Here is a 14627-nt window from a genome sequence, read left to right on the forward strand (position 1 = left end):
CGCGCGGATTTGATCGATCAATCTCAGGCGGCCCGTGGCTGGATACGATCGAGTTCGCCATTCAAAGCGCGCTTCGCAGTGCGCAATTCGGCGCTTGCCTGGAGACGAAGGAAGAACCCTTCAGACAGACGAAAATAGCGGGTAAGGCGAAGATCGAGCTCACCGTCCACGCGCTTACTACCATCGATCAGGGCTTGGAGGCGCGCCTGATCGACCTCGATGGATTTCGCCAAAGCAGAGGTATCAAGCTGAAGCGGCTCCATGAATTCGGACACGAGCAATTCGCCCGCATGGGGGATATGCAGCCAATCGGAGCGATCAGTGATAGTCGACGATTTCGACATCGTATGCGTGTCCGCCTTTCCAACGAAAGCATATACGCCATTGCGCATTAATTGAAACCGAATGCTGTCCGACACGGTCGGAAGAGAGTGCGTGCAGGCGGTTACTGGGCGGCAGCCGTAGGTCATCGAGCGTTTCGGCAGCGTCAAGAATGGCAAGTTTGGCTAGCGCACGTGGCTGAATGTCAGGCGGCAGCTTCTTGCTGCGCTGACCAGACCAGAGCCGTTCTGCTTCCTTGTCGGCGAAAGTTTCGATCATGTCTGCCTCATTCGATGCAGCTTGCTAATGATCAAGAAAGACCGGCGTCCAAAAATTTCAGGTCTGTCGTCTAATTGGCATATTTCATCAAGGGTCTGTTTTTAAGCGATAAGTTATCCACAGATTATGGATGGCGTCGCGCCGCTACGGTTTCCCACCCATCTTCTTGTAGCGCGTCTTGCCATAGCGGGTCTTGCGGGTGCCCGGCTTGCCTTCATTGCTGCGCCCGACCAGCGGGGCTTTCTTTTCCTGATCGCCGAGGCCGAGTTCGTCGTTTTCGAGGCGGCGGATTTCGTCGCGCAACCGGCCTGCCTCCTCGAATTCGAGATCGGCGGCGGCGTTGCGCATCCGCTTTTCGAGATCCTCGATATAGGCGCGCAGATTGTGGCCGACCAGATTGTTGCGCTCGTCGTCTCCGGTGTCGACCGTGACCCCGTCGCCCGCCGCGGTGTGCGCGACGATATCCGCGATCTGGCGCTTGATCGTCTGCGGGGTGATGCCGTGCTCTTCGTTGTATTCGCGCTGTTTCTCGCGGCGGCGTTCGGTTTCGGCCATCGCCCGTTCCATCGATCCGGTGATGCGATCGGCGTAAAGGATCACGTGCCCGTCGACATTGCGGGCGGCGCGCCCGATGGTCTGGATCAGCGAGGTTTCGCTACGCAGGAAGCCTTCCTTGTCGGCGTCAAGAATGCAGACGAGACCGCATTCGGGAATGTCGAGCCCTTCGCGCAGGAGGTTGATGCCCACCAGCACGTCGTAAACGCCCAGCCGCAGATCGCGGATCAGCTCGATACGCTCCAGCGTCTCGACATCGCTGTGCATGTAGCGGACTCTGACGCCCGCCTCGTGCATGAATTCGGTCAGATCCTCGGCCATGCGCTTGGTGAGGGTCGTCACCAGCGTGCGATAGCCCTTGGCAGCGGTCTTCTTGCACTCCTCGATACAGTCCTGCACCTGATCCTCGACCGGGCGTATATTGACTGGCGGATCGATCAGGCCGGTGGGGCGGATGACCTGTTCGGCGAAGACGCCGCCGGTCTGCTCCATCTCCCAGCCGCCGGGCGTGGCCGACACGCAGAAGGTCTGCGGGCGCATCGCGTCCCATTCGTTGAAGCGAAGGGGTCGGTTGTCGATACAACTCGGCAGGCGGAAGCCGTATTCGGCCAGCGTGATCTTGCGGCGATGGTCCCCGCGCGCCATCGCGCCAACCTGGGGCACGGTCTGGTGGCTTTCATCGACGAAGAGCAGCGCGTTCTCGGGGAGGTATTCGAACAGAGTGGGCGGCGGCTCACCGGGCAGGCGCCCGGTCAGGAAGCGCGAATAGTTCTCGATCCCCGCGCAGCTGCCGGTGGCCGCGATCATTTCGAGGTCGAAATTGGTGCGCTGTTCCAGCCGCTGGGCTTCGAGCAGGCGGCCTTCCGCGTTCAATTCCTTCAGGCGCTCTTCCAGCTCGAATTTGATCGCGGCGCTGGCCTGTTTCATCGTCGGGCCGGGCGTGACGTAGTGCGAATTCGCATAGACGCGCACCTTGTCGAGGATCTGCCCCTTCTTGCCCGTCAGCGGATCGAATTCGGCGATCTCCTCGATATCGTCGCCGAAAAAGCTGATCCGCCAGGCCGTGTCCTCGAGGTGGCTGGGGAAGAGCTCGAGATTGTCGCCGCGCACCCGGAAATTGCCGCGCGCGAACCCTGCATCGTTGCGCTTGTACTGGAGCGCGACGAGCTTGCGGATCAGCTCGCGCTGGTCGACCGTGTCGCCTTTCTTGATGTCGAAGATCATGGCCGAATAGGTCTCGACCGAGCCGATCCCGTAAAGGCAGCTGACCGAGGCGACAATGATCACGTCGTCGCGTTCGAGCAAAGCGCGCGTGGCCGAATGGCGCATCCGGTCGATCGCCTCGTTCACCGAACTTTCCTTCTCGATGTAGGTGTCCGAGCGGGGGACGTAGGCTTCGGGCTGGTAATAGTCGTAATAGGAAACGAAATATTCGACCGCGTTGTTGGGGAAGAAGCTCTTGAACTCCCCATAGAGCTGTGCGGCGAGAATCTTGTTGGGTGCCAGGATCAGGGCGGGGCGCTGCAATTCCTCGATCACCTTCGCCATGGTGAAGGTCTTGCCCGAGCCTGTGACGCCCAGCAGGACCTGGGTCTGTTCGCCATCGCGCGCGCTTTCGGTCAGCTCGGCGATCGCGGTCGGCTGGTCGCCTGCGGGCGTATAGTCGCTCACCAGTTCGAAGCGCCTGCCGCCCATGGATTTTTCCGGGCGGCTGGGCTTGTGGGGCACGAACTGCCCGGTGGTGTCGGGCTCTTCCAGCCCCCTGCGGATTACGAGTTCAGCCATGGGCGCACATATGGGGAACGCTTCCTCCCGAGACAACGGGCCAAGGCAATTGGCCGCGCACGGGGGAGCGGATGTTACGGTTTCGTGACGCTCGAAAGATCGCGCGCGTTTAGGGATCGGTTCAGCCAGTCTGCGCGTTATGAAACCATTATGGCAACGTTACCGTTCAAAGACATCGCGCTGCGCGAGGCCGCTCTCCAGCACAAGGCGGAGCTGGCCCGGCGCTGGGCGCTGGCGAGCGAGCCGTGCGCGGAAGAGGTATCGGCCCCGCGCGCCAAGCTGCTGCTCGGCGAACTCGGCTGGGTGGCGGAACCGGTGAAGCGCCTGTTCCGCCCGACGCTGGATATCGCCGAGGCCAAGCACAAGCGCACCGTCATGCTCCTCCCCGGTTTCGGCGCCCATCCGATCCGCATGCGCTACATGGCGCGGCAGCTCGAAAAGGCGGGCCACACGGCCAAGCGCTGGGGCGTCGGCTACAATTTCGGCGCGACCGAGGATCGGTTCCGAAAGGTGGAGCGCCGGTTGATCGACCTGTTCGAACGGACGGGAGAGCCGGTGGTGCTCGTCGGATGGAGCCTCGGCGGTGTCATGGCGCGCGAAATCGCCAAATTGCATCCCGATAAAGTGGCCAAGATCATCACCATGGGATCGCCCTTTTCCGGCAGCCCGCGCGCCAATAATGGCTGGCGCGCCTATCAGGCGATCGCGGGGCACCGCGTGGACGAGCCTGAATTCGACGCGAATCCGTCCGAAAAGCCTCCGGTAGAGACGGTGGCCCTGTGGAGCCCGCGCGACGGCGTGGTCAGCCCGCGCAGCGCCTGTGGCCGCCCCGGAGAGCGCGACCGGACGGTCTGCCTGCGCTGTACCCATATGGGATTCGTGAACACGCCCGAAGCGATCGAAAGCGTGTTAAGGGAACTGGACTGCCCCTGAACCTTTGTTAAGGTGGACCGGTGCTGCACTGCACCAGAGCTTTCCGCCCCACCGGGAAATGGGGCATCACAATCGGGGGACCATGGCCGCTAGCGACCAATTCGACGAGATGCACGATGCCGATGGCAATGTGCGCCACGCGTATAGCGGGTATCAGGAATGGTTCGCGGATCAGGACGGCGCGTTTCTCAAGCGCAAGCATCGCGACGCCGAACAGGCGTTTCGGCGGACCGGAATCACCTTCAATGTCTACGGAGAGGATGAGGCCGAGGAGAGGCTGATCCCCTTCGACATGGTGCCGCGCATCATCGACGCGGGCGAATGGCGTCGGCTGACGCGCGGGATCGAGCAGCGGGTCAGTGCGCTCAACGCCTTCATGCACGATCTCTATCACCGGCAGGAAATCATCCGCGCAGGCCGCGTGCCCGAACGCCTGTTCCGCAATAATGCCGCCTGGCTGCCCAACATGGTCGGCTTCACCCCGCCGGGTGGGGTCTATACCCACATCGTCGGCATCGATCTGGTCCGCACCGGGCCGGACGAATTCTTCGTCCTGGAAGACAATGCCCGCACGCCCAGCGGCGTCTCCTATATGCTGGAGAACCGCGAGACGATGATGGCGATGTTCCCGGAACTGTTCATGCGGGTTCCGGTCGAAACCGTCTCGAACTATCCGCGCCGCCTTGCGCGCAGCCTGGCGGCCTGTGCGCCCGACTGTACCGAGGGCAAGCCGGTGATCGCGGTGCTGACACCCGGCATCTTCAATTCCGCCTATTTCGAACACGCTTTCCTGGCCGACCAGATGGGGGCGGAACTCGTCGAAGGCAGCGATCTGCGGGTTGTCGGCGGGCGCGTGCAGATGCGCACCACGGCGGGCTACAAGCCGGTCGACGTGATCTATCGCCGGGTCGATGACGAATTCCTCGATCCGTTGACCTTCAACCCCGACAGCGTGTTGGGCGTGCCCGGCATCATGGACGTCTATCGCGCGGGCAGGGTGACGATCGCCAACGCGCCCGGAACCGGCGTGTGCGACGACAAGGCGATCTACAGCTTCATGCCCGAGATCGTGGAGTTCTACACCGGCGAAAAGCCGTTATTGCCCAATGTCGAAACGTGGCGCTGCGCCGAGGAGGAGAGCCTCAAATACGTGCTCGACAATCTGTCCGAACTGGTGGTCAAGGAAGTGCACGGATCGGGCGGATACGGGATGCTCATCGGCCCGACCGCATCGAAGCGCGAGATCGCCGATTTCCGCGACAAGCTGAAGGCGCGGCCTGAAAACTACATCGCCCAGCCGACCCTGTCGCTGTCGACCTGCCCGATCTACACCAAACAGGGTTTGGCCCCGCGCCATGTCGATCTGCGGCCCTTCGTGCTCGTCTCGCCCGACAATGTCGATATCACGCCGGGCGGATTGACGCGGGTCGCGTTGAAGAAGGGTTCGCTGGTGGTCAATTCCAGCCAGGGCGGCGGAACCAAGGATACGTGGGTGTTGAAGGACTGATGCTAGCGCGCACCGCCAATTCGCTGTTCTGGATGTTCCGCTATCTCGAGCGGGCCGAGAATACCGCGCGCCTGCTCGACACGGGCCTGCGCATGGCGCTGACGCGCGACGTGGTGAGCGCGGAGGAGGAGTGGCGCTCGGTCATCCTGACCGCCGGGCAGAGGTCGGGATACGAGGCGAAGAACGCCAGCTATACGGGAATGCAGGCGTGGAATTACGTCCTTCGCGACAAGGACAATCCCTCCAGCGTCCTCGCCATGCTCGGCAATGTGCGCTCGAATGCGCGCCAGTCGCGCAATGTCATCACCGGCGAGGTGTGGGAGGCGGTCAACGACAGCTGGCTGCATATCAGCGAGATGCTGGAGCGGCCGGTCGGCGAACAGCGCGTCGGTGAAGTGGTGGCAGCGGTGCGCCGCGCGGGCACGCTGACCCATGGCGCGGTGATCGGCACGATGCTGCGCGACCAAAGCTTCCACTTTGCCCGCGCGGGCACCTTCATCGAACGCGCCGACAGCATCGCGCGCATTCTCGACATGAAATATTACCTGCTGCTGCCGTCGCTGTCCTATGTCGGCTCCAGCCTCGATACGGGCCAGTGGGACACGGTGCTGCGCGCGGTTTCGGGCGATCGGTCGTATCGCTGGCTCAATGCCGGACAGATCGACGCGCGCGGTATCGTCGAATTTCTGGTGCTGGACGAACGGTTTCCGCGCAGCCTGTCCTATTGCCACACCGCGCTGCGGGAAAATCTCGCCGCGCTCGCCCGGATGCGCGGGAGCGAAGGCCAGAGCAACATGCTGATGCGCAGCGCCGATATTTCCTTGAGCGAGCGCACGATCGATTCGATCTTCGATCAGGGCCTGCACGAATTCCTGCGCCAGTTCATGGCGTCGAACGCGGCGATCGGCGCGGCCATTGCCGAAGATTACAGGTTCCTGTCCTGATGCGCCTCTCTATCCGCCACACCACCCGCTATCGCTTCTCCGAACCGGTCGTCCACGCGCTCCAGAGATTGCGCCTGACGCCCAAGGAAACCCAGGGCCAGGAAATCCTGTCCTGGGAGATGGAATACGACAATGCATCGCCCGAGCTGACCTATGAGGATCAGCACCACAACACGACCACGCTGGTTTCGGTCGATAGCGAGGCGTCGATTGTCACCATCACCTGCCGGGGAGAGGTCGATACGAGCGACCACGCAGGCGTGATCGGTCGGCACGCCGGGCACCTGCCGCTTTGGAGCTTTTGCAGCCAAAGCGATCTCACCCGGCCCGGCCCCAAGATGCGCGCACTCGCCGCGGAGATGCGCGGGCGCGACCTAGGCCCACTCGACATGCTCCACGCCCTGTCGGCGGAGATTCTCGATCGCGTGGAATACCGGATCGGCAGCACCGGCGTCGATACCAAGGGCGAGGAAGCGCTCGGCAAGGGGGCCGGGGTCTGCCAGGACCATGCCCATATCTTCATCGGCGCGGCCCGGATGCTCGACATTCCGGCGCGCTATGTCAGCGGCTATCTGATGATGGACGACCGGGTCGAACAGGACGCCACCCACGCCTGGACCGAAGCCTATGTCGAAGGGCTCGGCTGGGTCGGATTCGATATCTCCAACGGTATCAGCCCCGATCAGCGCTATGTCCGGGTTGCCACGGGCCGCGATTACCGCGATGCCGCTCCTGTCACCGGGATCAGCTTCGGCACCGCTTCGCAGGAGCTGGAGGTCGAGGTGGCGGTGGAGCAGCGACAGGTACAGCAATAACGCCCGATGGGCTGGGGATTTCAATGACGTATTGCGTAGGCATGATGGTCGATAAGGGCCTCGTGTTGATGAGCGACACCCGCACCAATTCGGGTGTCGACAACATCTCGGTCTTCCGCAAGATGTTCTCGTGGCGGGTCGAGGGCGAGCGGATCATCACGGTGATGACCGCGGGCAATCTCGCGACGACGCAGGCGGTGGTAAGCCAGCTCGAAGAGCGGATGAAGGCGCCGGACGAGCGCGACAACGTGCTGCTGAAATCGCCGACCATGTTCCAGGTCGCGAGCGAGATCGGGCGCCTGCTGCGCCACACGGTCGGCAATCGCCAGCAGGAAAACGGCGATCGGGGGCGGGGGCGCTTTACCGCCTCGATCATCGTGGCCGGCCAGATCGCAGGCATGGAGCCGCGCCTGTTCCTGATCTATCCCGAGGGCAATTTCATCGAAGCGAGCGCCGACACCCCCTTCTTCCAGATCGGCGAGACCAAATACGGCCGCCCGATCATCCTGCGCGGATACGACCGCGAAATGAGCATGGAAGATGCCGTCAAACTGCTGATGGTGAGCTTCGATTCGACGTTGAAGGCCAATCTGTCGGTCGGCCTGCCACTCGATCTAATGGTGATCCCGCGCGACACGTTCGAAGCGAGCCATACCGAGCGGATCGCCTATGACGATCCCTATTTCCAGGCGATCTCGGCGGGTTGGGGCGACGCGCTGAAGCACGCCTTCCATTCATTGCCCGATTACAGCTTCTATCGACCCCATCCCAAATAAGTCAGCGGCAGAAGCTGCCATTGCCTTCTTCCAAATGGAAGTGGTTGGCGTGGGCGGCGTTGTAATCGGGTCCTAGCACCGTTCCGAAGCGCTTGCAGGCGCTGCGCTGCACGGTCCGCAGGAATTCGCGCTCGTCCGCCTCGCCCGCATTCCAGTCGCCGAGCACGCTGATCCTGCGCCCGTCGGCAAGTACGAAGGCCGCGACATCGATCGCCTCGGCCCGCGCATGGGCGGAGCGGCGGCCCGTCCCGGCCACGTTGCGGCAGGAATAGCTGCCCATCGTCTCGATACGGATGAGCGCACTGCCGAGGATCTGACGCGCCGCGCGATCGACGCCGTAGCGGGCCCATCCGCCGAAGGTGCGCGCCAGCGGGCAGGTCACCGCGCCGAGATTGGTGACCGCGATCGTGTCCGCATCGCTGGTAAGGCCCTCGATCCGCACGGTGTTCACGGTCGAACAGCCTGCGCCGTAAAAGGCGTCGGGCTGGACGGCGAAGCTAGTGCCGTCTTTCGCCAGTTCGGCGATGCACTGGCGCGCCTCGCGCGTCGGTTCGGGCGGGACGGCGGGGCGCGAGATCGGCCCGGTCGGTATCCGCTCCGGCGCGCGGCCCGTCGGCAGGGCGTTGCAGGCGGCGAGAAGGGCGAGGAGAGCCAAAGTCGAGAAACGGGCGGCGGCACAGCGGAGCATGGCCCCGCTATGCCGCCCGTTTGGTTAACGCAGGCCGAAGAAAGCCCCGACCTTTATCTCGCGTGTCAGTAGCCGGAGGCCTGACCGTCCTTGCGCATTTCGGTCGCGCCGGTGAGAACGCCGGTTTCGGGATCGCGCGCGATCGCCTGATAGCCGCCGAACATGATCCCGTTATCGACCACTTCGACCTTGTGACCCATCGCGCGCAGCTGCTCGATCGTGGCGGTGGGAATGCCGGGCTCGACGAACAGCGTGCCCATCGGGTCCTCGATCGGGCCGCTGACGCTATCGGTCGGCTGGCGCCCGCCATCGTGGTTGAAGCGCGCCGCATCACCCGCTTCCTGCAGGTTCATCCCATAATCGACGATGTTGACCAACACCTGGACGTGGCCCTGCGGCTGCATCCCGCCGCCCATCAGGCCGAGCGTCATATAGGGCGCGCCGTCCTTCTTCACGAAGGCGGGGATGATGGTCTGAAAGGGGCGCTTGGAGGGCGCATAGGCATTGGGATGCGCGGGATCGAGGCTGTAAAGCTCGCCCCGGTCCTGGAACATGAAGCCGAGGCCATCGGGCACCAGCCCGCCGCCCATGCCGCGATAGTTCGACTGGATGAGGCTGACCATCATCCCCTCGCCATCGACCACGGTCAGATAGGTGGTGTCGCCTTCGCCCTCCAGCTTGGGCTCGCCGGGGCCATAGGCGGTGGCCTTGGCGGGATCGATCAGCGCGAAGCGTTCGCGCCCGTATTCCTCGCTCAGCAGTTCGGCGGGCAGTGCGGAGAAGTCGGGATCGGCGTAGAAGCGCGCGACATCCTCGTAAGCTAGCCGCTTGGCCTCGGTCATGTAATGCATGGCCTCGGGACTGCCGCGCTCCCACTGTGCCAGATCGACGTTCTTCAGGATATTGACCATCTGCAAGGCAGCGAAGCCCTGGCTGTTGGGCGGCAGTTCGCACAGTTCGAACCCGTCGCGATAGGTCGCGCAGGCGGGATCGACCCATTCGCTGTCATGCGCGGCGAAATCGGCGCGAGTGAAGGCGCTGTTCTGCCGCTGGAGATAGGTCACCATCGTTTCGGCCAGCGCGCCCTCGTAGAACGCATCGCGCCCTTCGCGCCCGATCGTCTCCAGAGTGTTGGCAAGGTCGGGATTCTTGAAGATCTCGCCCGCTTCCGGCGCGCTGCCATCGGCGAACCAGACCTTGCGCGCATTCGAGAAATCGAATTCGTCCTCGCGCCGCGAATAGGCGGCGAGCGAACGGTCGAGATACATGGCGATGACCGGGGCGACCGGATGGCCTTCGCGCGCATAGCGCACGGTGGGGGCGAGGTTTTCGGCCATCGTCCGTTTGCCGAACCGATCGTGCAGTTCGAACCAGGCATCGACCGTTCCGGGGATCGTGACGGGGAGGGGGCCATAAGCGGGCAGCGATGTCGCATCGCCGAGCTTTTCCTTGAGCTGCGCCAGAGTCTGCCCGCTGGGGCTGCGGCCCGAGCCGTTGAGGCCATAGAGTTTCTGCGTCTTCGGGTCCCAGACGATGGCGAACAGATCGCCGCCAATGCCGTTTCCAGTCGGCTCCATCAACCCGAGCGCGGCGTTGGCGGCGATCGCCGCATCGACCGCGCTGCCGCCCGCTTTCAACGTATCGAGCGCCACCTGGGTCGCCAGCGGGTGCGCGGTCGCGGCCATGCCGTTCTGGGCGATCACCGGACTGCGCGACCAGTTCGCGCCGACCGGGCGCCCGCCCGCGCCGATCTGGTCTTCGATGGGTTTCGCTTCCTGCGCCGTGGCGGGGTGGGCGATCAGGGCCAGGATGGCCGCGGCGGTAAGGAAACGCATTGAATTCTCTCCCATTCAGGCGGGAGCTTTGTGGCCCCCCGTGGCCTTGCTGACAAGCACGATCGCCAGCCACGAGGCGATGAAGCCGGGCACGATCTCGTAAAGCCCCTGGCCGTTGATGAAGTCGCTGTTGAGGCCGAGCGCGATCCACAGGCCGACCACCGCCGCGCCTGTCAAAAGACCGGCCACGGCGCCCGCGCCGGTCATCCGGTCCCAGGTCAGCGCCAGGATGATCAGCGGTCCGAAGGCTGCGCCGAACCCGGCCCAGGCATTCGCGACGAGGCCCAGCACCTCGCTATTGGGATCGCGCGCGATCCATATCGCGGCCACCGCCACCAGCGCGACGCAGACGCGCCCGACATTGACCGCCTCGCGCTCGCTGGCGTGTTTGCGCAAGAACAGGCGATAGAAATCCTCGGTCAGCGAGCTTGAGGAAACGAGCAGCTGCGAGCTGATCGTGCTCATGATCGCGGCGAGCAGGGCTGCGAACAGGAAGCCGGTGACGAGCGGGTGGAAGAGCAGGTCCGACAACACGATGAAGATCGTCTCGGGATCGTCGAGCACGATGCCGTTGCGCTGCGCATAGGCGCGGCCCGCGATGCCGACGCCGAGCGCGCCGATCAAGGCCACGCCCATCCACGCCAGCCCGATATTGCGCGCGACCTTGACCTTCTCGAGAGAGGAAATCGCCATGAACCGCACGATGATATGCGGCTGGCCGAAATAGCCGAGCCCCCAGGTCACGGCACTGACGAAGCCCAGGAAGGTCAGGCCCTGCGTCAGGCTCAGGAAGCCCGGCTGGCTCGCCGCGACCGCCTCGATCGAACCGCCCGCCGTGCCGCCAGGGCCGAACATCACGACCAGCGGCATCAGCACCAGCGCGACAACCATGATGCAGCCCTGGACGAAATCGGTCAGGCTGACGGCCAGGAACCCGCCGACCATCGTATAGGCGAGGACCACCAGCGCAGTGATCCAGATGCCCATCATGTAATCGCTCATCCCGGTTGCGGGCAGGATATTGGCGAAGGCGGTCTCGAACAATTTGCCCCCGCCAACGAGGCCCGCCGCGGTATAGACGGTGAAGAACACGACGATCACGAGGCCGGAGACGACGCGCAGCGTCTTCGCCTTGTCGGGAAAGCGGTTGGCGAGGAATTCGGGGATGGTCAGCGCATTGCCCAGTTCCTCGGTCTGCTGGCGCAGGCGCGGCGCGACGATGATCCAGTTCGCGACGGCCCCAACGAACAGACCGATTCCGATCCAGGCTTCCACGAGGCCGGCTGCATAAAGCGCGCCGGGCAGGCCGAGCAGCAGCCACCCGCTCATATCGGAGGCGCCCGCACTGAGCGCCGCGACGGCGGGGTGCAGATTCCGCCCCGCCAGCATGTAGCCTTCGCTGGTGTCGGTCGATCGCTTCCAGGCGAACAGGCCGATCCCGATCATCAGGAGGAAATAGAGGGCGAGCGTGATGAGTGTTCCCGTCTGCATAGGGCGTTACATACAGACCAGAGGCGCGCTGTCATCCTCGCGGCGCGAATTTGATCGAAGGCTAGGCTGCGTGGGACAGGCGGCTAATATCTTTGCGAGAGCGCCATCGCGATCGAAGCATCCTTTCCCTCGCCATCGCCATCCGGCCGCGGGCAGGCGTGTCGAAAATAACACAATCATGGGACCCAGACCGTCTCGACCTGACGAAACGGTCCTGTTTCACCAATACGAAACGCAACCGACACGCCCCGGTCATGCGGAGCGACGATGGGGCTCGCGTCTTTCAACGACGGGAAATTTGTATCATGTCGCCTTCGCGTTCCGTAATCCGCCTGCTCGCCCTTTCCAGCGCGCTTGTCCCCGTCGCCACGCTTCAGGCGCAATCCGCCGCCCAGCCGGATCAGCAGGCGGAACCCACTCCCCAAGAATCGCCCTCTTCGGCGAACGAGATCATCGTCACCGCCCAGAAGATCGAACAGCGCGCCGCCGATGTGCCGATCACGATTTCAGCCCTGCGCGGGGAGCGCATCGAGGAATTGGGCGTCACCGATCTCGACGAATTGTCGAACTACGTGCCGGGCCTCAACATCCAGGAACAGAGCGCCAACAATCCCGGCGTCGTCATCCGCGGGGTCACGTCGGATTCGGGCTCGTCGCAGCAGGGGCCGCGCGTCACGCTCTATTACAACGGCGTCGACATCTCGCGTTCGCGCGGATCGTATCAGGCGATCTACGATCTCGACCGCGTCGAGGTGATCAAGGGGCCGCAGGCGACCCTGTTCGGCACGGCAAGCGCGGTGGGAGCGATCAGCCTCGTCAGCGCCAGGCCGCGCCCCGGCTTCTCCGGTGAAATCGCGGGCGGTTACGGCAATTACGATGCGACGCTCCTGTCGGGATACGTCAATGCCGGGTCCGACGTGCTGGCCGGGCGCGTGGCCTTCGAATGGCGCACGCGCGACGGCTATGTCGAAAATCTCGCCGCCTCGCAGGAGGAGGAGCTGTATGCGCAGGACAATCTCGGCGTGCGCGCATCGCTGCGCTTCATCCCGAGCGACAGGCTGACGGTCGACCTGATCGGCACGTTCGATCGCCAGCGCAATGGCGGCACCCCGTTCATTTCGGGCAGATTCCCGACGGCGAACGGGCCAGCCGATCCGTTCGGAGACGCGCAATTGGGCGGATCGCCCTATTCCGAAGCCGCGCTGGGGGATGCGCAGCTCGGCCTCAACCGCGAGGTCTACGATGCCAATCTGACTGCGGAATATGAATTCGGCGACAGCTGGACCTTCACCACGGTCAACGGATATCGCGAATTCGACAGCGCGGAGGTGTTCGACGCCGATGGCAGCCCCGCGCCCTTCCTCGAATTCGCGGAAATCGCGGAAGGGCGGCAGTTCAGCCATGAAGGCCGCTTCAGCTACGTCGATCCGATGTGGCGCGCCGCCTTCGGCTGGAATTTCTTCACCGAAAAAGGCAACCAGACCGTCCCCTTCTCGACCGAGGAGGGCACTTTCCTGCAATGCCTCACCACCGTCGCCACGCCCAACCCGCTGATTGCCGGGATTCCCTGCGTCGGAGCGGACGGATCGGTCCCGGCCTCCCGCGTGACCGCTATTCTCACGCGCGGGGCGGCGACGGCCATTCCCTATTCTTCGGTGTTCGAGAACCGGGGCGACAATCAGAGCTATTCGACCTTCGCCGACGTCACCTTCATCCCCGTGCCCGCACTGGAGCTGACGGCGGGCGCGCGCCTGCTGATCGAACAGAGGAAGTCGGGCTATGTCACGAACGTGCCCAATTCGGTCCTGACCGGCGCTCCGCTGATCCCCGGCCAGCTCAATACCGGCGGGCGCGTGTTCGAAGCCGATGCCAGCTATTCCGCCGTCCTGCCCCGCTTCAACGCGCTCTATCGCCTGACGCCCGATCTCAACGTCTTCGCGACCGTCTCGAAGGGCCGCCGTTCGCCGGTGGTGCAATTGAGCGCGCGGCGCGCGGGCGGGGCGGTGGTCCCCAATCTGCAACCCGTTCCCGAAGAGACGGTCTGGAATTACGAAGGGGGGTTGAAATTCGCCAGCGGCGTCGTGTCGGGCTCGCTGGGCGTCTATTACCAGGAATATGAGGGCTTCCAGGTCACCATCACGCAGCCCGACGGCACCAGCGTCACCAGAAGCGCGGGCAGCGCCAGCAATCTGGGGGTCGAGGCGGAACTGGCGGTGAACCCGACCGACTGGCTGAGCCTGTTCGGCAATGTCGGCTACATCGATGGCGGGATCGACGACAAGCCGGAGAACGGCGTCTTCGCGGGCGACCGTTTCCGCCTTCAACCCGAATGGCAGGCGGCGGGCGGTTTCACCGTCGACTATCCACTCGGCAACGGTATGCGCGTCTTCGCTACGCCCAGCATCACCTATCGCAGCCGCATCTTCTTCGAAGTGCCGAACCGACCCCTGATCTCGCAGGAGGGGGTAACGCTGGTGAATGCGCGCGCAGGCGTCAGCTTCGGGGATGACCGCTTCGAGATCGCGGGCTTCATCCGCAATGCCACCGACGAGGATTATCTGCTCGATGCCGGTAACACCGGCGGCGCGTTCGGTATCCCCACCTTCATTCCCGCCGAGCCGCGGCTTTACGGGGTGAGTGCAAAAGCCCGGTTCTGATCGACCAATTTGAAAGGGGCGGGCCGATAACAGTCCGCCCC

The 14627-nt window shown here is 63.8% G+C and carries 12 protein-coding genes; 6 read left to right on the forward strand and 6 right to left on the reverse strand.

Annotation, left to right across the window (positions count from 1 at the left end; all coding sequences use genetic code 11):
• Positions 1-23: 23 nt before the first annotated feature.
• From GRI47_RS02075 to uvrB, 3 genes are all read right to left on the reverse strand, one after another.
• Positions 24-392 (reverse strand): HigA family addiction module antitoxin, encoded by a 369-nt coding sequence (locus GRI47_RS02075; RefSeq protein ID WP_337190681.1) that lies wholly within the window; start codon positions 390-392, stop codon positions 24-26.
• Positions 319-600, reverse strand: coding sequence for a type II toxin-antitoxin system RelE/ParE family toxin (locus tag GRI47_RS02080; RefSeq protein ID WP_160659728.1), 282 nt, complete (start codon positions 598-600; stop codon positions 319-321). Before GRI47_RS02080 ends, GRI47_RS02075 begins: the two co-directional genes overlap by 74 nt.
• A gap of 144 nt (positions 601-744) precedes the next feature.
• Positions 745-2940, reverse strand: coding sequence for an excinuclease ABC subunit UvrB (uvrB, locus tag GRI47_RS02085; RefSeq protein ID WP_160659729.1), 2196 nt, complete (start codon positions 2938-2940; stop codon positions 745-747).
• Positions 2941-3090: 150 nt separating this feature from the next.
• On the opposite strand from uvrB, the gene GRI47_RS02090 reads away from it, so the two are divergent.
• The 5 genes from GRI47_RS02090 (at position 3091) to GRI47_RS02110 (ending at position 7915) form a co-directional block, all read left to right on the forward strand.
• Positions 3091-3873 (forward strand): esterase/lipase family protein, encoded by a 783-nt coding sequence (locus tag GRI47_RS02090; RefSeq protein ID WP_160659730.1) that lies wholly within the window; start codon positions 3091-3093, stop codon positions 3871-3873.
• A gap of 82 nt (positions 3874-3955) precedes the next feature.
• Positions 3956-5380, forward strand: coding sequence for a circularly permuted type 2 ATP-grasp protein (locus GRI47_RS02095; protein ID WP_202387152.1), 1425 nt, complete (start codon positions 3956-3958; stop codon positions 5378-5380).
• Positions 5380-6324, forward strand: coding sequence for an alpha-E domain-containing protein (locus GRI47_RS02100; RefSeq protein ID WP_160659732.1), 945 nt, complete (start codon positions 5380-5382; stop codon positions 6322-6324). The genes GRI47_RS02095 and GRI47_RS02100 overlap by 1 nt, the downstream gene beginning before the upstream one ends.
• Positions 6324-7139 carry a transglutaminase family protein gene (locus GRI47_RS02105; protein ID WP_160659733.1) on the forward strand — a complete coding sequence of 272 codons (816 nt, stop codon included), beginning with the start codon at positions 6324-6326 and terminating at the stop codon, positions 7137-7139. The genes GRI47_RS02100 and GRI47_RS02105 overlap by 1 nt, the downstream gene beginning before the upstream one ends.
• Before the next feature lie 23 nt (positions 7140-7162).
• Positions 7163-7915, forward strand: coding sequence for a proteasome-type protease (locus GRI47_RS02110; protein ID WP_160659734.1), 753 nt, complete (start codon positions 7163-7165; stop codon positions 7913-7915).
• 1 nt (position 7916) lies between these two features.
• On the opposite strand, the gene GRI47_RS02115 is transcribed toward GRI47_RS02110, so the two are convergent.
• The 3 genes from GRI47_RS02115 to putP form a co-directional block, all read right to left on the reverse strand.
• On the reverse strand, positions 7917-8603 hold the full coding sequence (locus GRI47_RS02115) for an extensin family protein (protein ID WP_160659735.1): 687 nt from the start codon (positions 8601-8603) through the stop codon (positions 7917-7919).
• 65 nt (positions 8604-8668) lie between these two features.
• Complete coding sequence (locus tag GRI47_RS02120) at positions 8669-10438, reverse strand: gamma-glutamyltransferase family protein (RefSeq protein WP_160659736.1); 1770 nt, start codon at positions 10436-10438, stop codon at positions 8669-8671.
• A 15-nt stretch (positions 10439-10453) separates the two neighbouring features.
• Entirely contained in the window at positions 10454-11929 is a 1476-nt protein-coding gene (gene putP, locus GRI47_RS02125; protein WP_160659737.1) for a sodium/proline symporter PutP, read from the reverse strand.
• Positions 11930-12234: 305 nt separating this feature from the next.
• Between putP and GRI47_RS02130 the strand changes: the two genes are divergently transcribed.
• Complete coding sequence (locus GRI47_RS02130) at positions 12235-14586, forward strand: TonB-dependent receptor (RefSeq protein WP_160659738.1); 2352 nt, start codon at positions 12235-12237, stop codon at positions 14584-14586.
• Positions 14587-14627: the final 41 nt, after the last annotated feature.

The organism is Qipengyuania pelagi, assembly GCF_009827295.1.
Taxonomy (GTDB): domain Bacteria; phylum Pseudomonadota; class Alphaproteobacteria; order Sphingomonadales; family Sphingomonadaceae; genus Qipengyuania; species Qipengyuania pelagi.